We start from the raw sequence: 21,732 nt of genomic DNA, 5'->3' as shown, positions 1-21,732 counted from the left end.
GGGTGGGTCAAGCGAAGCGGATACACCAGGGCCGGGGAAGACGCCGGCGCATGGTTCCGGATTTCCGGCCCTCAGGGTCTCCCTGCGGGATTATCCCGGGGCACGAAACGAAACGAGGGCGGCCCCGGCGGGCCGCCCTCTTCACATGCGCGGATCGGGGAGACGCTACTTCAGGGAGTCCTTCAACGCCTTGCCGGCGGTAAAGCGGGGCGTCTTGCTGGCGGGGATCTTGATCTCCTTGCCGGTCTGGGGGTTGCGCCCCTTGCGGGCCTTGCGGTGGGACACCGCAAACGTGCCGAAGCCCGTGATGGCGACCTTGTCCCCCTTGGCCAGGGTGGCCTCTGTGGCCGAAATCAACGCGTCCAGAAGGTCTTCGGCTTCCTTGACCTTGACGCCTGCCTTGGTCGCGATCTCCTGGATGAGCTCCGCCTTATTCATGGACATCCTCCTGGTAGGTGGTATGGAGAAGACGCCTCTCCCGAATGACGCGGCGAACTCTACCCGGATTGCCGGCCCTTGACAAGGGTTCCAATGTGCCACGATCCACCACCTGGGTGGCAAGTCGGGGTCCGGGAGCCCTTGCGCCAGGCCGCACGCTCCGTGGCGATTCCAAGGGACGGCCCCCGCGGCCGGGGTTTTGCCTTGAACGTCCGGCGGGGTCTGTGCTACCTATGCGCGCTTGGCATTTCGCACGCCCCCCGACTGCCGGTGGTGCGCTGGGGTGGTCCCGGCGTAGGAAGGCGGGGTGAAGGGGGCGGAGGCACAAAACCACACGCGGAGGAAGTCCATGGCAGCAGCGACGATGCGAGAAATGCTGGAGGCTGGAGTCCACTTCGGCCACCAGACCCACCGGTGGAACCCGAAGATGAAGCGCTACATCTTCACGGAGCGCAACGGGATCCACATCGTGGACCTGTCCCAGACGGTAAAGCTCTTTCGAAGCGCCTACGAAGTGGTGCGCGATGCCGTCTCCAAGGGCGGGCGAGTGCTCTTCGTGGGCACCAAGCGCCAGGCGGCCGATATCATCCAGGAAGAGGCGCTGCGCTGCGGGGAGTACTTCGTGAACCACCGCTGGCTGGGGGGCACGCTCACGAACTTCCAGACCATCAAGCGCAGCATCGAGCGCTACCGGGAGATGGAACGGATCCTGAGCGACGGCACCGTGGATCTGCTGCCCAAGAAGGAAGGGCTCAAGATCCAGCGCGAAAAGGCCAAGGCGGAGCGCGCCCTGGGCGGCATCAAGGACCTGAAGAACCTGCCCAAGGTCGTCTTCATCGTGGACCCGGCCCGGGAGGACATCGCGGTGCGCGAGGCCAACCGCCTGGGCATCCCCATCGTGGCCGTTGCCGATACCAACTGCGATCCGGAGTTGATCGACTACCCGATCCCCGGCAACGACGACGCCATTCGCTCCATCAAGCTCTTCACGTCCAAGGTGGCCGACGCCGTGCTCGAAGGCAAGGGCCGGCAGCAGGAGTTCTTCGCCCAGGAAGCGGGCGAAGAGTATGTGCCTCCCGTGGAGGGGGGCGAGGCCGGCGCGACGGAGACCTACGAGGTGCAGGAGGACGCGTAGCCGGCCAGCGGGGTGGGGAGCCGGGGCGACTGCGCCTCCCGCACGCGGGTGCAGGGGCGGCCCCCACGAGCAGACTCCGCCGAGCCCTGCCGCCGTGCCGTGCGGAGGGCTCGGCCCCGTTTTCTGTATCCTGACAGCTCTTTTCGCGAGGATGTGACGCCATGACGATCTCGGCCAGTGCGGTGAAGGACCTCCGGGAGAAGACCGGAGCCGGCATGATGGAATGCAAGAAGGCGCTCCAGGAGTCGGGGGGCGACATGGAGAAGGCGGCGGAGTTCCTGCGGAAGAAGGGGCTCGCGGATGCGGCGAAGAAGGCGAGCCGGATCGCCTCCGAAGGGCTCGTTCACGCATATATCCACGGCGGCGGCCGCATCGGCGTCCTCGTCGAGGTCAACTGCGAGACCGACTTCGTGGCGCGCACTCCCGAGTTCCGGGATTTCGTCAACAACCTGGCCCTGCACGTGGCCGCGTCGAATCCCCGCTGGCTCGATCGGGAGGCCGTGCCCGCCGACGAGCTGGAGCGGGAGCGCCGGTTCCTGAGCGAGCAGGCGGCGGAGTCGGGCAAGCCCCCCCAGGTGGTGGAGAAGATGGTGCAGGGGCGGCTGGAGAAGTTCTTCAAGGAGAACTGCTTCCTCGAGCAGCCCTACGTGAAGGATCCGGACCTCACGATCGAGGCTTACGTGAAGGCGCGGATCTCCTCGGTGGGCGAGAACATCCGGGTGCGCCGCTTCGTGCGGTTCGAGCTCGGGGAGGGGCTCGAGAAGCGCTCGGGAGACTTTGCCGCCGAGGTGGCCGCCCAGGTCAAGGGGGGGTGAGCGTGTCCCCGGGAAAACCGGCCTACCGCAGGGTTCTCCTCAAGTTTTCCGGGGAGGCCCTCATGGGTTCCCAGGGGTACGGGATCTCCCCCGACGTGGTGGAGCGCGTGGCCTCCGAGGTGGTGGAGGTGCGCGACCTCGGGGTACAGGTGGCCCTGGTGATCGGCGGGGGCAACATCTTCCGGGGGCTCAACGCCTCGGTGCGCGGCATGGACCGGTCCACGGCCGACTACATGGGGATGCTCGCCACGGTGATGAACAGCCTCGCGCTCCAGGACAGCCTGGAACGCCTCGGGGCCGTCACCCGGGTCATGTCGGCCATCACCATGCAGCAGGTGGCCGAGCCCTACATCCGCCGCCGGGCCATCCGCCATCTGGAAAAGGGGCGGATCGTCATCTTCGCGGCCGGCACCGGCAACCCCTACTTCAGCACCGACACGGCCGCGAGCCTGCGCGCGATGGAGATCGGGGCGGAAGCCATCCTCAAGGGGACGAAGGTGGACGGGGTGTACGACAAGGACCCCATGCGCCACCCCGACGCGGTGCGGTTCGGCCAGGTCTCGTACCTGGAGGTCTTGCAGCGCAACCTCCAGGTGATGGACTCTACCGCCATCTCCCTGTGCCGCGACAACGCACTTCCCATCGTGGTGTACGACTTCACCCAGCCCGGGAACACTCGCCGCGTGATCTGCGGCGAGGACATCGGAACGAAGGTAGGAGGTTGATGCGATGGCCGGCGGTCCCGATGCGGTCCTGAAGGAATCCAAGTCCAGCATGGAGAAGGCCCTGGAGGCCCTCCAGCGCAACTTCGCCCGGGTGCGCACCGGCAGGGCCAGCTTGAGCCTGCTCGACGGCATCCGGGTGGACTACTACGGCACGCCCACGCCCCTCAATCAGGTGGGCAGCCTCTCGATTCCCGAGCCCCGGCTGATCGCGATCCAGCCCTGGGACAAGTCCATGATCCCTGCCATCGAGAGGGCGATCCTCCAGTCCCAGATGGATCTGAATCCCAACAACGACGGGAACCTGGTGCGGATTCCCATCCCCAAGCTCACCGAGGAGCGGCGCAAGGAGCTCGTGAAGGTCGCCAAGGGGATGACGGAGGAGGCCAAGGTGGCGGTGCGGGGCGTGCGGCGCGACGCCAATGCCCAGCTCGACGCCCTGCAAAGGGAGGACTCGCTGCCCGAAGACGCTGCCCGGCGTGCCAAGGACGAGGTCCAGAAGGTCACGGACCAGTATGTTCAGAAGGCGGACGAGCTCCTGAAGAAGAAAGAGGCCGAGATCCTCGAGGTGTGAGCCCTCGGAGATCGGCCCCCGAAATGACCCAACTTTCGGAACTCCCGTCGCCCGCGGTGCCCCGGCACGTGGCCGTCATCATGGACGGCAACGGCCGCTGGGCGCGGGAGCGCGGCTGGCACCGCAACCGGGGGCACCGGGCGGGTATCGAGTCGGTGCGCGCCGTGGTGCGCGCCGCCCGGGAGTACGGGGTGCGCTACCTCACCCTGTATGCCTTCTCGTCGGAGAACTGGGGCCGGCCGGCGCGGGAGGTGCAGGCCATCATGGGCCTGCTGCGCTACTTCCTGGCGGCGGAGGTGCCCGCCCTCAAGCGGCAGGGCGTGCGCCTGCGGGCCATCGGAGAACTGGATCGGCTGCCCCCCCGGAGCCTGGCCGCGGTGCGCCGGGCCGAGGAAGAGACCCGGGCGTGCGCCGACCTGGATCTCATCCTGGCGCTCTCCTACGGCGGGCGCGACGAAATTCTCTCCGCGATCCGCAAGCTCCTGGCGCAGGGCGCCGATCCCGCAACCCTCGACGAAGCGGGCTTTCGGCGGTGCCTCTATGCCCCCGACGTGCCCGACCCCGATCTCCTCATCCGGACCAGCGGCGAGGTGCGGGTCTCGAACTTCCTCCTCTGGCAGATCGCCTACACGGAGATCTACGTCACCGCCGCCCTGTGGCCGGACTTCCGGGAGGATGCGTTTCGAGATGCCCTGGCGGACTTCGCCCGGCGGGAGCGGCGCTTCGGCCTGACCGCCGAACAAGTGCTCGGAGGTGACCCGTGAGCGACCGCGTGAAGACGGCCCTGGTTCTCGGACCCGTGTTTCTCGCCGTGCTCCTCCTGGGGGGAGTGGCGGTGTTCGGCGTGCTCGTGGCGCTCGTGGCCGGCGTCGGGGCGTGGGAGGCACGGCGGCTCGCCTGCCCCGATGCCAACGCCCTGGAGGAGCTCTTCGTGGCCGGGTGGGGCGGGGTGATCGCGCTCTCCTTCCTCTCCCGGTCGGGTGCCGTGCCGGGGGCGCTCCTGGCCCTGGGAGTGCTCGTGTACCTGGGGGCTTGGGCCTTCGGGCCGGGGCCGGGGCCCGACACCCTGCGCCGTTGGGGGGCAGCGGCGGGGGCGTGGCTCCTGGTGGCCCTGTTCCTGGGACACGCGATCTGGGTGCGTCGCTACGGCATCGCGCCGGTGCTCTTTCTTCTCGGCGTGGTCTGGGCGGGGGATACCGCCGCCTACTACACCGGCCGGGCCCTGGGGGCGACGGCGCTGGCGCCCGCGGTGAGCCCCAAGAAGACCCTGGAGGGTTCGGCGGGCGGCTTCGTGGCCGCGGTGGCGGTGGCAGGGGTCTTCTCGGTCCTGCTGCCGGTGCCCCACTCCCTGGGCACGGGGCTCCTCTGGGGCGCTGTCCTGAACCTGGTCGCCCAGACCGGCGATCTCCTGGAGTCCCTGCTCAAGCGGTGCGCCGGGGTCAAGGACTCGGGGGCGCTTTTCCCCGGCCACGGGGGGGTGCTCGACCGGGTGGACGGCTTCCTCCCCACCCTGCCGCTCTACGCCGCGATCCTGGGCCTGGGTGGGTGACGTGAAGGGACTGGCCCTCCTGGGCTCCACCGGTTCCATCGGCGAGAGCACCCTGGACGTGGTGGGCCGGTTTCCGGACCGCTTCCGGGTGCACTCCCTGGCGGCGGGGAGCAGCCGCCCCGAGCGCCTCGCCCGGCAGGTGGCCCAGACGGGGGCGGCGCTCGTGTCGGTGCCCACCGAAGCGGACGCCCGCCGGCTGGCCGGCCTCCTGGAGAGCCGCGCGGAGGTGGTTTGGGGCACCGAGGGCCTGGTGCGGGCCGTCGCGGCTCCCGAGGTGGACCTGGTGGTCTCCGCCATCGTGGGGGCGGCGGGCCTCGTCCCGACCTACGCGGCCTTGCTCGAGGGCAAGGACGTGGCCGTGGCCAACAAGGAGACCCTGGTCGCGGCGGGCGAGTTGGTGATGGAGGCGGCGAGCCGCAGCGGCGCCCGCCTCCTGCCGGTGGACAGCGAGCACTCGGCCCTGTTCCAGGCCCTGGAGGGGCGAGATGCCGCGGAGGTGCGCCGGCTCATCCTGACGGCGTCCGGCGGCCCCTTCCGCGGGCGCAGCGCGGGCAGCCTCGCCCGGGTGGGCGTCCAGGAGGCCCTGGCCCACCCCCGGTGGGCCATGGGGCCGAAGATCACGGTAGACTCGGCGACCCTGATGAACAAGGGCCTGGAGGTCATCGAGGCCCACTGGCTCTTCGGGGTGCCGGCGGACCGGATCGACGTGACCCTCCACCCCCAGAGCGTGGTCCACTCCCTGGTGGAGTTCATCGACGGCTCGCTCTTGGCCCAGCTCGGGGTGGCCGATATGCGGGGGCCCATCGCCTACGCGCTCCACTACCCGGCGCGCCTGCCCCTGCCCGACCTGACCCTCGACCTGTGGCAGGCCGGTCCCCTGACCTTCGAGCCCCCCGACCGGGAGGCCTTTCCGTGCCTGGACCTCGCCTACGGCGCCCTGCGGGCCGGGGGCACGGCGCCGGCGGTCCTCTCCGGGGCCAACGAAGCCGCGGTAGAGGCGTTCCTGGGGGACCGCCTTTCCTTTCCTGGAATCCCCGCGGCGGTCGACGCGGCCCTCCAGGCCCACTCACCCCGCCCCCTCGACTCGGTCCACACCGCCCTGGAGGTGGACCGCTGGGCCCGCAGTTTCGTGCGGGCCTGGATCGCCGAGAGGGGCGCGAGGAGCGCAACCTGATGTCTTTTTTCCACTTTACCATCCCGTTTCTCGTCCTCCTGGGCATCCTGATCTTCGTCCACGAGCTGGGACACTTCCTCGTGGCCAAGCGGCTGGGGATCCGGGTGCTCAAGTTCTCCCTGGGATTCGGTCCCACCCTTCTGGGGACCAAACGGGGGGAGACGGAGTACGTGATCTCGGCCATTCCCCTGGGCGGCTACGTCAAGCTCTATGGTGAGGACCCCGACGAGGAGCTGCCCCCCGAGGAGACCCGGGTCAGCTTCAGCGCCCGGCCCGTGTCCCACCGTTTGGCCACGGTGGCGGCAGGCCCCTTCATGAACTTCGCGCTGGCGGTGGTGGTCTTCGCCCTCCTGGGGCTCCTGGGGACTCCGATCCTGCAGGCCGTCGTCGGAGAGGTCACGCCCGACATGCCGGCGGCTGCGGCAGGGGTGCGCTCGGGCGACCGGGTGGTGGCCGTGGACGGTACGGCGGTGGGGTCCTGGGAGGAGATGGCCGAGGCCATCGCGGGCTCCGAAGGAAGGGAGATCGTCCTCGTGCTGGACCGGGAGGGAGAGGCCCTCTCCGTGCCCGTCGCCCCCGCCCGGCGCACCTCGCGCAACCTCCTGGGAGAGGTGGTGGAGCGGCCCATGATCGGGATCGGCCCCGCCGGGGAGGTGGAGATCCGCCGGTCATCCCTCTGGGAAGCGCCCTGGGTGGGCCTGCGGGAGACCGGCCGCTGGACCTGGCTTACCGTGGAGGTGCTGGGGAAGATGGTGGTGGGGCGGGTGAGCCCCCGCAACCTGGGGGGGCCCATCGCCATTGCCCAGATGGCCGGGGAGACGGCCCGGGCGGGGCTCCTGAGCTTCCTCTTCCTGGTGGCGGTCCTCTCGGTGAACCTGGCGGTCCTGAACCTCCTGCCCATCCCCATCCTCGACGGCGGCCACGTGCTCTTCTTCGGCATCGAGGCCCTGCGGGGGCGCCCGGTGAGCATCCGCAACCGGGAGGTGGCCCAGCAGGTGGGCCTCATGATCCTCCTCATGCTCATGGCGTACGTGATCTACAACGATGTGGCTCGGCTCGTGACCGGCTGAGGGCGGCGTGGGCGCCCTTCTGGCCATCGACACCGCCGACGCCACCGCCGGAGTGGCGCTGCTCGTGGACGGGCAGCTCGTGGCGGAGTTCGTGGAGGTCTCGGCCTACCGCCACTCGGAGCGGCTCTTCGCGCTGGTGGACGAAGCCCTGGCCGGCGCGGGGGTGGAGCGCCGGGAGCTGGAGGCGGTGGCGGTCACCATAGGCCCCGGGTCCTTTACCGGGCTCCGGGTAGGCCTGGCGACGGCCAAGGGGATCGCCTTCGCCCTGGGTCGACCGCTGGCGGGGGTCTCCACCCTGGAGGCCCTGGCGCGGGGCGCCATGCCCTTCCCCGGCCTCATCGTTCCCCTTCTGGACGCCCGCAAGCGACAGGTCTACGGGGCCGCGTATCGGGGCCGCGACGGGGCGGTGGCGGTCCACCCGGCCGCGTGGTCTCCGGCCGAGCTCGCCGGGCGGGCGCGGGCCGCCGCCGCGGGAGGACCCGTCCTGGCCCTGGGATCCGGTCTCGGCCCCTACCGGGCCGTGTTCGAGGAGGCCCTGGGAGAGGCCCTCTCCTGCGCTCCCCCCTCCCGATGGCACGTGACCCCGGGGCAGGTGGCCCTCCTGGGAGAGGAGGCCCTGCGCGAGGGCCGCGCCGGGGTTCCCGCCACCCTGGCTCCCCTCTACCTTCGCCGCAGCGAGGCGGAAGAAGCAAGGCAGCCGCAAGGGAAATAGTAGTTGTCCGTTGTCCGTTGTCCGTGGTCCGTTGCGGGTTGCGCGTTGCAGGTTGCCCGTTGGTCGTTGTCCGTTGCTCGTTGGAGTAGGATCGACGCCCGCCTCACGCTTCACGCGTCACTCGGCACTCCGCGCCCGTCACGTCTCACGTTTCACATTTCACGTCTCACGTCTCCCCCGTCACCCGTCACCCGTCACCCGTCACCCACCACCGTGCCGTCCCGTCCGATCACCACCTCCCGGTAGGGGATGTTCGCGCCGCTCTCCTTGAGGGCTTCCGCGGCCATGGCGCTCAGCCCCCCGCAGCAGGGCACCTCCATGCGCACCACCGTGACCCCGGCGAGCCCTCCCTGCCGGAAGATCTGGATCAGCTTCTGGAAGTGGGCTCCGGCGTTGTCGAGCTTGGGGCATGCCACCGCGACTGCCTTGCCCCGCAGCAGGTTCTGGTGGAAGTCCGGGTAGGCAAACGGCACGCAGTCGGCGGTGAGCAGGAGCTCGGCCCCGCGGAAGAAGGGCGCCGTCGGAGGCAGGAGCCCCAGCTGCACGGGCCAGTGGGAGAGCTCCGAGGGCGTTGGCGCAGCGATTTGCGCCCCGCCGGGGGCGGCCGCGGGCCGGCGCGCGCCCAGGGTGGCCGCCTGGGCCGACGGGCACCCGCCGCCGAGGCTCAGGGGCCGGGCGGAGGGGCAGCCCCCCGCCACGGGCGGTTTCGCCGCCGGCTGGGGCGCGTGGAGCGGGGGACGTCCCAGTGCCTCCAGCCGTTGCTCGACCAGGTGTTCGTCGAAGGCCTCGGCGTCGCGCTCCTCGATGATGAGGGCCCCCTCCGGACAGTGGCCCAGGCAGGCCCCCAGGCCGTCGCACAGGGCCTCTTTGACGAGCACAGCCTTTCCGTTGCGGATCTCCAGGCTGCCCTCGGCGCAGTTGGGGACGCACAGGCCGCAGCCTGTGCACTTGTCTTCGTCGATGCGGATGATCTGGCGCTTCATGGCGGCCTCCCTTGTGCCTGTGCTTTGGGCTCCGTGCCCTGTGTACTGTGTGGTGTCGTCTGGGGGGAAGATACGCCTCCCGTGGGGCGCCGGCCTTGATCGAGGTCAAGCCGAGCCTCGTGCCAGCCGGCGCTTTCTTGAAAATCGCTCTCAGTTTGTTGTTGACCCCGGCGCTCCGACTCATTATCCTGACATTCGTTCTCAACAAGAGGAGCCAGGACATGTGTCTGAGCGATATGCGGCGGGGCGAGTGGGCCCGGGTGACGGCCATCCCGGACGCCGACCTTCGGGTTCAGCTCCTGCGCTTCGGCATCGCCGACGGCTGCCGGGTGTGCTGCCAGGCCAAGCTGCCCTTCGGCCCCCTGGTGCTGCGCTACGGGGGGCAGGAGATCGCGGTGGGGCGGCAGCTCGCTCGGGCCATACAGGTCGAGGGAGAGGGGAGCAGGGCGTGAACCACGGTGCCTGTGCCCCGATCCTCGAAGAGGCGGCGGGGCGGCGGAAGATCGTGCTCGTCGGCAATCCCAACGTGGGCAAGTCCGTATTCTTCGGCGCGTGGAGCGGCATGTACGTGGAGGTCTCCAACTTTCCCGGCACCACGGTGGAGGTGCACCGGGGAAGGGTCGGGGAGGACGCCCTGTTCGACACCCCGGGCGTCTACGGGGTGGGGTCCTTCAATGACGAGGAGCGGGTGGCCCGGGACGTGATCCTGGGCGCCGACGTGGTGGTGAACATCGTAGACGCGACCCACCTGGAGCGCGACCTCTTCCTCACCCTGCAGGTGATCGACATGGGGTTGCCCACCGTGGTGGCCCTGAACTTCTGCGACGAGGCGGAGGCCGCGGGCATCGTGGTCGACGCGGCGCGCCTCTCGGAGGAGCTCGGGGTGCCGGTGATCCCCGCGGCGGCCGTGAAGGGCCGGGGCCTCCGGGAGGCCTACGAGGCCCTGGAACGGGCGGTGCCGGGCCGCGCCCATCCGGAGGTGGAGGCCCAGGTGCTCCGGCTCCTGGATCGGGTGGACTCGCGCCCGGAAGCGCTCCTCGTGCTCGAGGGAGACGCCGTCGTGGCCCAGCGCCACGGGGTCGCCCCCCTGGGGGAGCGGGAGCGCGTCTATCTCCTGCGCCGGCAGCGGGTCAACGACCTGGTAGAGCGGGTGGTGGTGCGGCCCGAGGGCTCGGCGCGGGTGCGGGACGTCCTGGGGCGCCTGTGCCTGGAGCCCCTCACGGGGGTCCCCATCCTGTTCCTGGTCCTGTGGGGCTGCTACGAGCTCATCGGGGTGTGGATCGCGGGGGAGGTGGTGGGACTCACCGAAGAGACCCTCCTCCAGGGGTACTACGAGCCGTGGATCCGGGAGGTGGTGGGGCGGTGGGTGCCCGAAGCCACGGTTTTGGGACAGATCCTGGTGGGCGAGTTCGGCGTCCTCACCATGACGGTGACCTACCTGCTGGGGCTTCTGCTGCCCCTGGTTATGGGGTTCTATACGGCGCTCTCCCTCCTGGAGGACTCGGGATACCTGCCCCGCCTGGCCACGCTGCTGGACCGGCTCATGAACTCCCTGGGGCTCAACGGCCGCGCCGTGATCCCGGTGATCCTGGGGTTCGGGTGCGTCCAGCTCGGTACCATTACCACCCGCATCCTCGGCTCCCAGCGGGAGCGCACCATCGCCACCACGATCCTGAACTTCGTGATCCCCTGCTCGGCCCAGCTGGGGGTCATCGTCGGCATGCTGGCCGCGGTGGGGGCCAGGTACACCGCGGTGTACGCCCTGGTCATCTTCGCCTGCCTGGTCGCCGTGGGAACGGTGCTCCACCGGGTGATCCCCGGCAAGAGCACGCCGCTCCTGATCGACCTGCCCCCCATGCGCTGGCCTCGGCCGGGCAACGTGGCGCGCAAGATCTTCGTGCGCACCTTCTTTTTCATGAAGGAGGCCTACGTCTGGTTCGTGGTAGGCGCCCTCGGGGTTTCACTGCTGCAAGTGAGCGGGGGGCTGGGGGCCTGGCAGCGAGCCCTGGCGCCCCTGACCGAGGGGTGGCTCAAGCTTCCCCGGGAGGCCGCCACGGCCTTCGTGATGGGGATGGTACGGCGCGACTTCGGTGCCGCGGGCCTGACCGACCTCTCCCTGAGCCCCTGGCAGACCGTGGTAAGCCTGGTCACGATCACGCTTTTCGTGCCGTGCATCGCGAGCCTCATGATCCTCTTCAAGGAGCGGGGCGTGCGCGAGGCGGCCACCATCTGGCTCGGGGCCTGCGCCCTGGCCTTCGGCGTGGGCGGCCTTGTGGCCCAGGCCGTCCTCTGAGGACGGGGGCTTCCATGCGAAATCCCTTCCGGAAACCGGTTCCCAGCCCCACGTCGTCTCCCCGGGCCTGCCCCTCCTGCCGCTGCCCCCTGGAGCAGCCGGGCTGGCGCATCTGCCCCCGCTGCCGGCAGGAGCTCGACGCCTGCGCCGGGTGCTCGGCCTGCGGAAAGTGCCGACAGTAGGGAGAACCCTTCCCCGACCCCCTGCACCCGTTCGGGATCGGTATCGCTATCGGTATCGCTATCGAACCGATCCCGATACCGATTTCCATGGGGCCCGGCTACGCGGTCTCCCCCGCGTGGAGCTTCTTCCACAGCTCCGCCAGGCGCTCGAGGCGGCGCATCACCTTGGCGTTGACGCTGCCTTCGGGGTAGTTGCCGTAGGCGTCCTCGGCTCCCGCCGGCAGCCTCGTGAAGAGCTCCAGCGCCTCGTCCACGGTGGCGACGGCGTACACGTGGAATCGGCCCGCCTCCACCGCCGCCACCACCTCGGAGTCGAGCATGAGGTTCTTCAGGTTGGCCCGGGGGATGACGACCCCTTGGGTGCCGGTGAGGCCCTTGACCACGCAGGTCTTGTAGAAGCCCTCGATCTTGAGGTTCACGCCCCCGATGGCCTGTATGCTGCCCCGCTGGTCCACCGATCCCGTGATGGCCAGGTCCTGGCGCAGGGGGACCTCGCCCAGGGCCGAGATCAGGGCCAGCAGCTCGGCCGTGGAGGCGCTGTCGCCCTCCACCCCGCCGTAGGACTGCTCGAAACATAGGGTCGCGGCGAACGCGATGGGGAAACGCCGGGCGTAGCGGGAGCCGAAGTAGCCCTGGAGGATGAGCATGCCCTTGTTGTGGATGCGGCCCCCGAGCTCGCTTTCGCGCTCGATGTTGACCACCCCCTCCTTGCCCAGGAAGACCTTGGCCGTGACGCGGGAGGGCTTGCCGAAGGCGTAGTCCCCCAGGTCGTACACCGAGAGCCCGTTCACCTGGCCCACGGCCTCGCCCTCGGCCTCGATGACGATGGTGCCCTCCTCGATGAGGCGGCCGATGATCTCTTCCAGATAGTTGTTGCGCCCGATCTTCTCCGACACGGCCCGCGCCACGTGCTCGGCGCCCACCACCGGCGCCCCGGCGGCCCGTGCCCAGTGGTGGGCCTCGCGCACCAGGTCCACCAGCTCCTGGTGGTGGCTGGCGAGGCGCTCCTGGTGCTCGGCGAAGCGCAGGCCCTCCTCCACCACCCCGGCCACCGCATCCCGATGGAAGGGCAGGAGCCCCTCTTCGGTGCAGTGGTGGGCCACCAGGAAGGCGTAGCTCTCCCGGTTCTCGTCGGTAAGGGGCATGTCGTCGGAGAACTCGCCCTTGACCTTGAAGAGCTGGGCGAAGTCCTCGTCGTAGTGGTGGAGCAGGTAGTAGATCCAGGGCGTGCCCAGGAGCACCACCTTGAGCCGCGCGGGGATGGGCTCGGGTTTGAGTGTGGTGGTGGAGATGAGGCGGAACTGCTCGCCGATCTCCTCGATGCGGATCTCCCGCTCCTTGAGCACCCGCTTCAACGCATCGTAGGCGAAGGGGTTGACGAGCACGTCCCGGGCGTCGAGCACCAGGTAGCCCCCGTTGGCCCGGTGGAAGGCGCCCGCCTTGACCAGGGTGAAGTCGGTGGTGAAGGCCCCGAGCTGCACGTGGTGCTCGATGCGCCCGATGAGGTTGTGGTAGGTGGGGTTCGACTCGTGCACCACCGGGGAGGCCTCCAGCCCCTTGTTGTTCACGAGCACGTTCACCTGATAGCGCTTGGTGCGGTTCTCGGTGAGGGCCGCCCGAAAGGGAAAGGGCAGGGTGGGGCCTTCCTGGCCGCCGGAGCGAAACTCGTCCAGGTTGTCGATGACGTCTTTTTCCACGGCCTTGAGGTACTCCACCACCCGGGCGAGCGCCGCGTACTTCCGCACCAGCGCCTCGATCTCGTGGCCCACCGCGGCCAGGGCGATCCGGCGCTCCAAGTCCTTCACCGTCTCCTTGGCCCGGTGCTCGATGGCCTTGACCGCCTCGATGGTCTCCCGAAGCTTCGACTGGAGCACCTCGCGGGCCTTGCGCACGGCTTCCTGCTCCGCCTCGGGGAGCTTCTCGAAGTCTTCCTGGCTCACGGGGGAGCCCTCGTGGGTGTAGATGAGTGCGAGTCCTTCGGCGCTTCGCTGCACCAGGAACCCGTGGGCGTTGGCCACGGTTTCGAGCTCCCGGAAGACCTGGGTCTTCTCCTCCTGGGCGGCCTTGACGGCTGCCGCCTTCTCCTTTTCGTAGCCGTCCCCCGAGAACGCCTTGGGAATCTCGGCGAGCAGGCTCTTTACCAGGGCCTCCATGTCCTGGCGCAGACCCTCGGCGCTCCCGGCCGGCAGCGACAGGGCCAGGGGGCGCTCCTCGTCCTGGAAGTTGAAGACGCACGCCCAGTCCTCGGGCACGGGGCGGTGGGCGGCGGCCTCCTGGAGCAGGTCGAGCACCGTGGTGCGCTTGCCGGCCCCGGGCTGCCCGAGAACGAAGATGTTGTAACCCTGACTCTCGACCCCGATGCCGAAGTCCAGGGCCCGCAGAACCCGCCCCTGCCCCAGGGGCTTGCGCATGGGCTCGATGTCGGCGGTGGTCTCGAAGGGGAATGCGGCGGGGTCCACCCGCCGGCGAAGCCTCAGGGGTTCCAAGGGGGGGGTCATCCGGGCCTCCTCCGCAAGAGAGGGAACAAAGAAGCGCCATTGTAACCACCTGGGGTCCCGTTTCAAACCGCTCGGCTCCCAGGACTTCCGGCGCCCTTGCTTTCCCGGTTCGGCCCGCTACCCTGAGCCGGCCCCATCCATCGCTGCGGAGGAGCCCCCATGCGTGTTTCCGCGGTCGGGAACGCCCAGTACATCGACGATCAGTACGCCCGCTGGCGGGCGGACCCCGAGGGGGTCTCCGCCGAGTGGCGAGCGTTTTTCGAGGGGTTCGAGCTCGGCTCCCGACGCCTGCCGGGCGAGGGGGCGGCCGCCGGGGCCGAACTCCAGGCCAAGGCGGACGCCCTGATCGCCCGGTACCGGGAGCTGGGGCACCTGCTGGCCTGCCTCGATCCCCTCAGCGTCTGCCCCACCTCCCATCCCCTCCTGGATCTGGAAGGCTTCGGGCTCGGGCCGGAAGACCTGGAGAAGCCGGTCTGGGCCCCGGAGCTCGGCGGGGAGGCGGTCCCCCTGGGCACCGTGGTCGACGCCCTGCGGGAGACCTACTGCCGGGCGGTGGGGGTGGAGTACCAGCACCTGCAAGACCCGGACGAGCGCCGCTGGCTGCAAGACCGCATGGAGCCCGTGCGCAACCGGCTCGCCCTGGGGCCCGACCGGCGCCGGGAGGTGCTGCGGTGGCTCGTCCGGGCTGCCCGGTTCGAAGCCTTCCTCCACAAACGATACCTGGGGCAGACCCGGTTCTCCCTGGAAGGAGCAGAGGTCCTGATCCCCCAGCTCCGAGACCTGCTCCGGTCGGCCGCCGAGCAGGGAGTCGAGGAAGTGGTGCTCGGGATGGCCCACCGGGGGCGCCTCAACGTGCACGTGAACCTGCTCGGGAAGAGCTACGAGGAGGTCTTCTGCCAGTTCGAGGCGACCTACGACCCGGAGGAGCTGCCGGGGGGGGGCGATGTGAAGTATCACAGCGGCTACGCGGGCCGCCTCGAGACCGGGGCGGGGCCCGTGCGGGTGGTACTCCCCGAGAACCCGAGCCACCTGGAGGCGGTGAACCCGGTGGTGGAGGGCATGGCCCGGGCTCTTCAGGACCGGCGGGGGGAGGGCGGGCCCCGGGCCGTCCTCCCGCTCCTCATCCACGGCGACGCGGCCTTCCCGGGGCAGGGCATCGTGGCCGAGACCCTGAATCTCTCGCGCCTGCCCGGGTATGCCACGGGGGGCACGCTCCACATCGTGCTCAACAACCAGATCGGGTACACCACGGTGCCCGAGAACGCCCGGTCCACCCGCTACGCCACCGACCTGGCCAAGATGCTCATGGTGCCGATCTTCCACGTCCACGGGGAGAACCCGGAGGCGGTGCTCTTCGCCACGCGGCTCGCGCTGGCGTACCGCCTGGAGTTCGGCAAGGACGCGGTGGTGGACCTGGTGTGCTACCGGCGCCACGGCCACAACGAGGGAGACGAGCCTTACTTCACCCAGCCGCTGCTCTACGAGCGGATTCGCGACCGCCCCCCGGTGCACGAGCTCTACGCGCGAGAAGCGGCGCCGGAGGCAGAAGGCGCCGCCCTCCTGGAGGAGCTCAACCGCGAGGTGGACGCCGCCCTGGAGGAGGCGTACCAGGCGGCGCGCTCCCAGCCCTGCGTCTGGTCGCCCCCGGAGCCCTGGGACGGGTGGGAGGGCCTGGGAGGCCGGCCGGAGGAGCCCGGACCGGACACGGGCGTCCCGGAGGGGGAGCTGCAGGACCTCCACCGGGCCCTCGCCCGGGTGCCCGACGGCTTCTCGCTCCATCCCAAGCTGCGGAAGATCCTGGAGCGCAGAGTGGAAGCGGCACAGTCGGGGGAGGGGGGGACGGGGCTGGACTGGGCCGGGGCCGAGGCCCTGGCCTTCGGGGGCCTCTTGTCGGAAGGCGTTCCGGTGCGTCTGAGCGGGGAGGACAGCCGGCGGGGCACCTTCAGCCAGCGCCACTGCGTGTGGTTCGACACCGCCAGCGGCGAGCCCTGGGTGCCGCTCGACCACGTGAAGCGGGGACAGGCGCGGTTCCAGGTGTTCGACAGCCCGCTTTCCGAGGCGGCCGTAGTGGGGTTCGAGTACGGGTACGCGGCGGTGGCGCCCCGTACCCTGGTGCTCTGGGAAGCCCAGTACGGCGACTTCGCCAACGGGGCCCAGGTGATCGTCGACCAGTTCGTGGCGAGCGCCGAGGCCAAGTGGCAAAGGCCCAACGGGCTCGTGCTGCTCCTGCCCCACGGCTACGAGGGGCAGGGGCCCGACCACTCCACGGCCCGGCCCGAGCGGTTCCTCCAGCTCTTCGCCGAGGACAACCTCCAGGTGTGCCAGCCCACGACCCCCGCTCAGTACTTCCACCTCCTGCGGCGGCAGGCCAAAGCTCCCTGGCGCAAGCCCCTGGTGGTCCTGACCCCCAAGAGCCTCCTGCGCCACCCCGAAGCGGTTTCCCCCCTGACGGAGCTGGCCGAGGGCCGGTTCCGCACGGTGCTGCCGGACCCGCAGCCGGTCAGGGGCAAACCCCGCCGGGTGCTCCTGTGCACCGGCAAGATCTACTATGACCTCCTGGCCGCCCGGAAGAAGGCCGGGATCAAGGGCGTGGCCCTGGTGCGCCTGGAGCAGCTCGCCCCCTTCCCGGAGGCGGCCCTGGAAGAGGCCCTGGCGCCCCTGCGCGGCGTTAAAGAGTGGCGCTGGGTGCAGGAGGAGCCGGCCAACATGGGGGCCTGGGCCTTCGTGGCGCCCCGGCTGCGGGCCCCGGGCGCTAGGGGCGCGAAGGGCGGTGCAGAGGTGGGCTACGTGGGGCGCCCCGCGGCGGCGAGCCCGGCCACGGGTTTTTCCTTCCTGCATCGACAGGAACAGGAAGCCTTGGTGCGAGAGGCGTTGGGAGAAGGCTGAAGAGTATGGGCGCCTCCCGCACCCTGGCTGGATTTGGGGTGGGAAGGGGGCGCCCCCTGGCTGTTTCTGCAGACCCGAGGAGGAGCGCGCGATGGAGACCGAGGTTCGGGTACCCGAGGTGGGGGAGTCGGTACGGGAGGCCCTCCTGGCCGAGTGGTTCGCCGCCGACGGCGCGGCGGTGAAGGTGGACGAGCCCGTCTTCCTCCTGGAGACCGACAAGATCACCCTGGAGGTCCCGGCGGAAGCCTCCGGGACCTTGCGCATCCTGGTGAAGGCGGGCCAGACCGTGGCGGTCGGCGACGTGGTGGGCAAGATCGTGTCGGAGGGCGGGGGCGCCGGTCGGACCGACACGTCCGACAAGTCCGACCAGTCCGACAGGTCTGACAGGTCTGACAGGTCTGACGCGTCCGACAGGCCCGCCGCCGCCGCAGAGCCTGCGCCTCCCCGGGCGGAGGCGCCCCCGAAGCCAGAGGCCCTGGCCCCGTCGGTGCGGCGGCTCGTGGAAGAGCACGGGCTCGATGCCGCCAAGATCCCCGCCACGGGGCCGGAGGGGCGGCTCACCCGGGGAGATGTGCGCCTCTATATCGAGGAGCACGCGGGCAAGGCTCCCGACGCTCCGCCCGCGAAACGGGCCGCGCCGGAGCCCTCGGGGCAGGCCGAGCCTGCCCAAAAGACCCCCGCGAAGAAGGCACCGGAAACGCCAAAGCCCGCCGCTGCCGAGGGCCCCGAAGGGGTCACCCGCAAGCCCCTGAGCCCCATCCGCCGGCGCATCGCGGAGCGGCTCCTGGAGGCCAAGCGCGACACCGCCATGCTCACCACCTTCAACGAGGTGGACATGGGGGCGGTGATGGAGCTCCGCAAGCGGCACAAGGGGGCCTTTCTGGCCCAGCACGGGGTGGGGCTTGGGATCACGTCGTTCTTCGTGCTCGCTGCCGTGCGGGCGCTGCACGCCTTCCCGGCGCTCAACGCCTTCATCGAGGGCGACGAGGTCGTCTATCACGACTTCGTCCACATGGGCATCGCCATCGGGGCCGAGCGGGGACTGGTGGTGCCCGTGCTCCGGCACGCGCAGGCCATGGGCGCCCCCGCCATCGAGCGGGCCATCGCTGGGTTCGCCGACAAGGTGCGCGAAAACAAGCTCGAGCTCTCCGACCTGGAGGGGGGCACCTTTTCCATCACCAACGGGGGAGTCTTCGGTTCGCTCCTCTCCACCCCCATCCTCAACCCTCCCCAGAGCGCGATTCTCGGCCTCCACAAGGTGGAGCCGCGCCCGGTGGTGCGCGACGGCCAGGTGATCGTGCGCCCCATGATGTACGTGGCGCTCACCTACGACCACCGGCTCGTGGACGGCCGGGACGCCGTGCAGTTCCTGGTGCGGATCAAGGACCTGGTGGAGGAGCCCGAGCGGCTCTGGCTGGAGGTGTGAGATGGCCGGCTTCGACCTGGTGGTGATCGGCGCGGGCCCGGGGGGCTATGTGGCGGCGGCCCGGGCGGCGCAGCTCGGGATGAAAGTGGCCTGCGTGGAGCGGGAGGAGCGCCTTGGCGGGGTCTGCCTGCGGGTGGGGTGCATCCCGAGCAAGGCGCTGCTCGACTCGAGCGAGCTCTACGCCGCGGCCGGAGAGCGGCTGGCGGAGCACGGGGTCGGGGTGGGCAAGGTCCGCCTGGACCTCAAGACCATGCTGGCGCGCAAGGACCGGGTGGTGGCCGACCTCACGGGCGCCGTGCAGACCCTCCTGGAGCGCGCCGGGGTGGAGATCGTGCGGGGAAACGCGCGCCTCGCGGGACCCAATGGGGTGGCGGTGGAGTCGGCGGGGGGGAAGGGCAGGAGCAAGGGGGCAGCGACCCTGGAAGCCAAGGCCGTCCTCCTGGCTACGGGGAGCGAGCCGGTGGACGTCCGGGCCTTCCCGGCCGACGGCAAGCGCATCGTCACCTCCACCGAGGCCCTGGCCTTCGACGCGGTGCCCAAGCGGCTGGGGATCGTGGGGGGCGGGTACATCGGGCTGGAACTCGGCTCGGTATGGGCGCGCCTGGGGTCGGAGGTGACGGTGATCGAGGCCCTGCCCCGGATCGCCTCCACGGCGGACGGCCAGGTGGGCCGGGCCCTGGAGCGGAGCCTGAAGAAGCAGGGCCTTTCCTTTCGGGTGAAGACCCGGGTGGTGGAGGCCAAGGCCTCGGCGCGGGGCGTGAAGGCCGTGGTGGAGGGGGAAGAGGGGAAGCAGGAGAGCTTTTTTTTCGACCGGCTCCTGGTGGCGGTGGGGCGCCGGCCCTTGACCCGGGGCCTCGGGCTCGAGGAGGCGGGGGTGCGGGTGGACGACAAGACGGGGCGGGTGCGGGTGGACGCGGCCTATCGCACGAGCGTGCCCACGGTGTACGCGGTGGGCGACCTGGTGGACGGGCCCATGCTGGCCCACAAGGCTTCGGCCGAGGGGATCGCCGCGGTGGAGGGGCTCGCGGGGCTCCCGGGAGAGGTGAGCTACGACGCCGTTCCCTCGGTCATCTACACCCACCCCGAGGTGGCGAGCGTGGGGCTGACCGAGGAGCAGGTGAAGGCCCGGGGAGTTGCCTACTGCTCGGGGGTCTACCCCTTCGGGGGCAACGGGCGAGCCCGGTGCGCGGGGGAGGCGGAGGGGTTCGTCAAGGTGCTGGCCCACCAGGCCAGCGGCCGCCTGCTGGGGGTCCACATCGTCGGGCCCCGGGCCTCGGACCTCCTGGCCGAGGCCGTGCTGGCCGTGGAGCTGGGCGCGAGCGCCCAGGCCCTGGCCCGCACCGTCCACGCCCACCCCACCTTCGGCGAGGCCCTCATGGAAGCAGCCGGCGTCGCGGCGCGGTGCGCGGGAGACGGATGAATCCGCGCATCGCCTCCATGGAAAACCTCATCGCCCGCGATCCCGGCGGGCGAAACGTGTTCGGCCTGGCCATCGCCGACCAGCTCCGACTCGCGGCCCAGTCCCTGCGGCTGGCCCGGCGGGCGGCCATCGTGAGCGGGTTCTTCGTAACCGGGGCCGGCGCCGGCGAGACCGACGGCCCCCCCGGGGCCCACGCCCTGGCGGAAGCGCTCCGGGCGCTGGGCATTCCGGTGGACCTCGTCACCGACGCGCGCAACGCACCCCTCTTCCATGCCCTGGGAGAGGAGCCCCGGGTCCTGGACGGGAGCCCGGCCGAGGTGGCGGCCGCCTGCGCCCATTATCTGGACGAGCGCCGGCCCACCCACCTGGTCGCCGTGGAGCGCCTGGGCCGGGGCGCCGACGGGCGCTACCGCAACATGCGGGGCGCCGACGTCTCCGAGACCACGGCACCCCTGGACGAGCTCTTCCTGGAGGGGGGCCGCCGGGGCCTCACCACCCTCGGCATCGGCGACGGCGGCAACGAGGTCGGCATGGGCCGCGTGTTCACCGCGGCCCGCACCGCCGTCTGCCACGGCCGGCTCGTCGCCACCGTCGTCCCCACGGACTACTGCATCGTGGCGGGGGTCTCCAACTGGGGGGCCCTGGGCCTGGTGGGAGCCCTCTCGGTGCTGGAAGGACGCGATCTCCTGCCCGCGGGCGGCAAGCTGACTGCCGACCTCGAAAAGGTGGTGGAGGTCGGCGGCGCCGTGGACGGGGTCACCGGGCGCCGCGAGCCCACCGTGGACGGCCTGCCGGCGGCCGAGTCCCTGCGGGTGCTCGAAGAGCTGCGAAGCCATGTGGCCCCGCCGCCCTTCGAGCGGGGGGGGCCACTCACCGTGGGCGTGCTGGGGTTGGGGGAGACCGGGCGCGCGGCGGCCGCCCTCCTGCGGAGCCGGGGCCATCGGGTGCGGGCCTCGGACGCGGCGGCGCACGTACCCGAGATTGGCCTGCCGGCCGACGACCTGGAGGCCGGGGGGCACACGATCGGGTTCCTGGAACCCTGCGACCTGGTGGTGGTGAGCCCCGGCGTCCCCACCGGCGCGGCCATCCGCGGGGCGCTCCACGCCCGGGGCATCCCCGTGATGAGCGCCCTGGAGATGGCGTCGGCCCTGTGCACGAACCCCATCGTCGCCGTGACCGGAACCGTGGGAAAGCGCACCACCGCGGAGCGGATCGGCGCTCTCTTTCGACAGGGGGGGCGAGCCGTGGCGGTGGGGGGAAACCGGGGGACGCCGCTCGCGACCCTTGTGCTCGCGGCCGACCGGGGAAGTCCGGGCGGGGAGCCGCCGACCTTCGTGCTCGCGGTCTCGAGCTTCCAGTTGGAGAGCGTGGTGCGCTTTCGCCCCCGGGTGGCCGTCATGCTCAACCTGGCCGAGGCCCACCTGGACCGCCACCGGACCCTGGCCGAGTACGTGCGGATCAAGAGCCGGATCTTCATGAACCACCGGCCCGACGACGCGCTCATCCTCAACGCCGACGACCCGCGCCTGCGCCCCCTGGCCCGAAAGCACGCGGGCCGGACCTTCTTCGTCTCGGCCCGGGGCCCGGTGGAGCAGGGCGCGTGGCTCCGCCGGGGGCGGGTGCGCCTGGCCGTGGACGGGGAGGAGGAGGACCTGGGCCGGTTCGAGGAGCCCTTTCCCGAGAATCTGCTGGGCGCCCTCCTCGCCGCCCGCCTCAGCGGCCTCCCGGCCGAGGTTCTGCGAGGCGGTGCGGGCTAGAAATCCTTGAGGACCGGGAATCTGGAACAATGCGTCAAGTTTCGCGCCCGAGAAATGGTGGGTCCGCTTCGCTTGATCCACCGGTTGCCGCGCAAGGT

At 70.6% G+C, this 21,732-nt stretch carries 18 protein-coding genes; 15 read left to right on the top strand and 3 right to left on the bottom strand.

Annotated elements, in window-relative coordinates; genetic code table 11:
* Nucleotides 1–165: 165 nt before the first annotated feature.
* Nucleotides 166–438 carry an HU family DNA-binding protein gene (locus tag AB1578_02630; protein ID MEW6486792.1) on the bottom strand — a complete coding sequence of 91 codons (273 nt, stop codon included), beginning with the start codon at nucleotides 436–438 and terminating at the stop codon, nucleotides 166–168.
* Between the two features lie 349 nt (nucleotides 439–787).
* Between AB1578_02630 and rpsB the strand changes: the two genes are divergently transcribed.
* The 9 genes from rpsB to tsaB all read left to right on the top strand — a co-directional run bounded on the left by rpsB (nucleotide 788) and on the right by tsaB (nucleotide 8,189).
* Nucleotides 788–1,573, top strand: a complete 786-nt coding sequence (gene rpsB, locus AB1578_02625; GenBank protein ID MEW6486791.1) for a 30S ribosomal protein S2 — start codon at nucleotides 788–790, stop codon at nucleotides 1,571–1,573.
* A gap of 161 nt (nucleotides 1,574–1,734) precedes the next feature.
* Nucleotides 1,735–2,388, top strand: coding sequence for a translation elongation factor Ts (gene tsf, locus AB1578_02620; GenBank protein ID MEW6486790.1), 654 nt, complete (start codon nucleotides 1,735–1,737; stop codon nucleotides 2,386–2,388).
* Nucleotides 2,389–2,390: 2 nt separating this feature from the next.
* Nucleotides 2,391–3,113 (top strand): UMP kinase, encoded by a 723-nt coding sequence (pyrH, locus tag AB1578_02615; GenBank protein MEW6486789.1) that lies wholly within the window; start codon nucleotides 2,391–2,393, stop codon nucleotides 3,111–3,113.
* Nucleotides 3,114–3,117: 4 nt separating this feature from the next.
* Nucleotides 3,118–3,684: a ribosome recycling factor gene (gene frr / locus AB1578_02610; GenBank protein ID MEW6486788.1), complete on the top strand. Its 567-nt coding sequence runs from the start codon at nucleotides 3,118–3,120 to the stop codon at nucleotides 3,682–3,684.
* Between the two features lie 23 nt (nucleotides 3,685–3,707).
* Nucleotides 3,708–4,448, top strand: coding sequence for a polyprenyl diphosphate synthase (gene uppS, locus AB1578_02605; GenBank protein MEW6486787.1), 741 nt, complete (start codon nucleotides 3,708–3,710; stop codon nucleotides 4,446–4,448).
* On the top strand, nucleotides 4,445–5,233 hold the full coding sequence (locus AB1578_02600) for a phosphatidate cytidylyltransferase (protein ID MEW6486786.1): 789 nt from the start codon (nucleotides 4,445–4,447) through the stop codon (nucleotides 5,231–5,233). The genes uppS and AB1578_02600 overlap by 4 nt, the downstream gene beginning before the upstream one ends.
* A 1-nt stretch (nucleotide 5,234) precedes the next feature.
* Complete coding sequence (locus AB1578_02595; GenBank protein MEW6486785.1) at nucleotides 5,235–6,407, top strand: 1-deoxy-D-xylulose-5-phosphate reductoisomerase; 1,173 nt, start codon at nucleotides 5,235–5,237, stop codon at nucleotides 6,405–6,407.
* The gene (gene rseP / locus AB1578_02590; protein MEW6486784.1) at nucleotides 6,407–7,477 is read left to right on the top strand and encodes an RIP metalloprotease RseP; all 1,071 of its coding nucleotides are present in this window, start codon (nucleotides 6,407–6,409) and stop codon (nucleotides 7,475–7,477) included. Before AB1578_02595 ends, rseP begins: the two co-directional genes overlap by 1 nt.
* Nucleotides 7,478–7,484: 7 nt before the next feature.
* Nucleotides 7,485–8,189: a tRNA (adenosine(37)-N6)-threonylcarbamoyltransferase complex dimerization subunit type 1 TsaB gene (tsaB, locus tag AB1578_02585; GenBank protein MEW6486783.1), complete on the top strand. Its 705-nt coding sequence runs from the start codon at nucleotides 7,485–7,487 to the stop codon at nucleotides 8,187–8,189.
* A 194-nt stretch (nucleotides 8,190–8,383) separates the two neighbouring features.
* Here the strand turns inward: tsaB and AB1578_02580 are convergent, their stop codons facing one another.
* Nucleotides 8,384–9,172 carry a 4Fe-4S binding protein gene (locus AB1578_02580; GenBank protein ID MEW6486782.1) on the bottom strand — a complete coding sequence of 263 codons (789 nt, stop codon included), beginning with the start codon at nucleotides 9,170–9,172 and terminating at the stop codon, nucleotides 8,384–8,386.
* A 221-nt stretch (nucleotides 9,173–9,393) separates the two neighbouring features.
* Here AB1578_02580 and AB1578_02575 point away from each other — a divergent pair, with 221 nt between their 5' ends.
* A complete protein-coding gene (locus AB1578_02575) occupies nucleotides 9,394–9,624 on the top strand; it encodes a ferrous iron transport protein A (GenBank protein ID MEW6486781.1) in 231 nt (76 codons plus the stop codon).
* Nucleotides 9,621–11,465 (top strand): ferrous iron transport protein B, encoded by a 1,845-nt coding sequence (gene feoB, locus AB1578_02570; protein MEW6486780.1) that lies wholly within the window; start codon nucleotides 9,621–9,623, stop codon nucleotides 11,463–11,465. The genes AB1578_02575 and feoB overlap by 4 nt, the downstream gene beginning before the upstream one ends.
* Before the next feature lie 280 nt (nucleotides 11,466–11,745).
* Here feoB and AB1578_02565 read toward each other — a convergent pair whose 3' ends face one another.
* On the bottom strand, nucleotides 11,746–14,145 hold the full coding sequence (locus AB1578_02565; GenBank protein MEW6486779.1) for an ATP-binding protein: 2,400 nt from the start codon (nucleotides 14,143–14,145) through the stop codon (nucleotides 11,746–11,748).
* 159 nt (nucleotides 14,146–14,304) lie between these two features.
* Here AB1578_02565 and AB1578_02560 point away from each other — a divergent pair, with 159 nt between their 5' ends.
* The 4 genes from AB1578_02560 (at nucleotide 14,305) to AB1578_02545 (ending at nucleotide 21,634) form a co-directional block, all read left to right on the top strand.
* Nucleotides 14,305–17,031 carry a 2-oxoglutarate dehydrogenase E1 component gene (locus tag AB1578_02560; protein MEW6486778.1) on the top strand — a complete coding sequence of 909 codons (2,727 nt, stop codon included), beginning with the start codon at nucleotides 14,305–14,307 and terminating at the stop codon, nucleotides 17,029–17,031.
* 91 nt (nucleotides 17,032–17,122) lie between these two features.
* Nucleotides 17,123–18,457, top strand: a complete 1,335-nt coding sequence (gene odhB / locus AB1578_02555) for a 2-oxoglutarate dehydrogenase complex dihydrolipoyllysine-residue succinyltransferase (protein MEW6486777.1) — start codon at nucleotides 17,123–17,125, stop codon at nucleotides 18,455–18,457.
* Between the two features lies 1 nt (nucleotide 18,458).
* The gene (gene lpdA, locus AB1578_02550) at nucleotides 18,459–19,877 is read left to right on the top strand and encodes a dihydrolipoyl dehydrogenase (GenBank protein ID MEW6486776.1); all 1,419 of its coding nucleotides are present in this window, start codon (nucleotides 18,459–18,461) and stop codon (nucleotides 19,875–19,877) included.
* Complete coding sequence (locus tag AB1578_02545; protein ID MEW6486775.1) at nucleotides 19,874–21,634, top strand: glutamate cyclase domain-containing protein; 1,761 nt, start codon at nucleotides 19,874–19,876, stop codon at nucleotides 21,632–21,634. The genes lpdA and AB1578_02545 overlap by 4 nt, the downstream gene beginning before the upstream one ends.
* The last annotated feature ends 98 nt before the right edge of the window (nucleotides 21,635–21,732 follow it).

Source organism: Thermodesulfobacteriota bacterium, from assembly GCA_040756475.1.
In the GTDB taxonomy this organism is placed as follows: Bacteria; Desulfobacterota; Deferrisomatia; order Deferrisomatales; family JACRMM01; genus JBFLZB01.
This window is presented reverse-complemented; position numbering and strand designations above follow the sequence as displayed.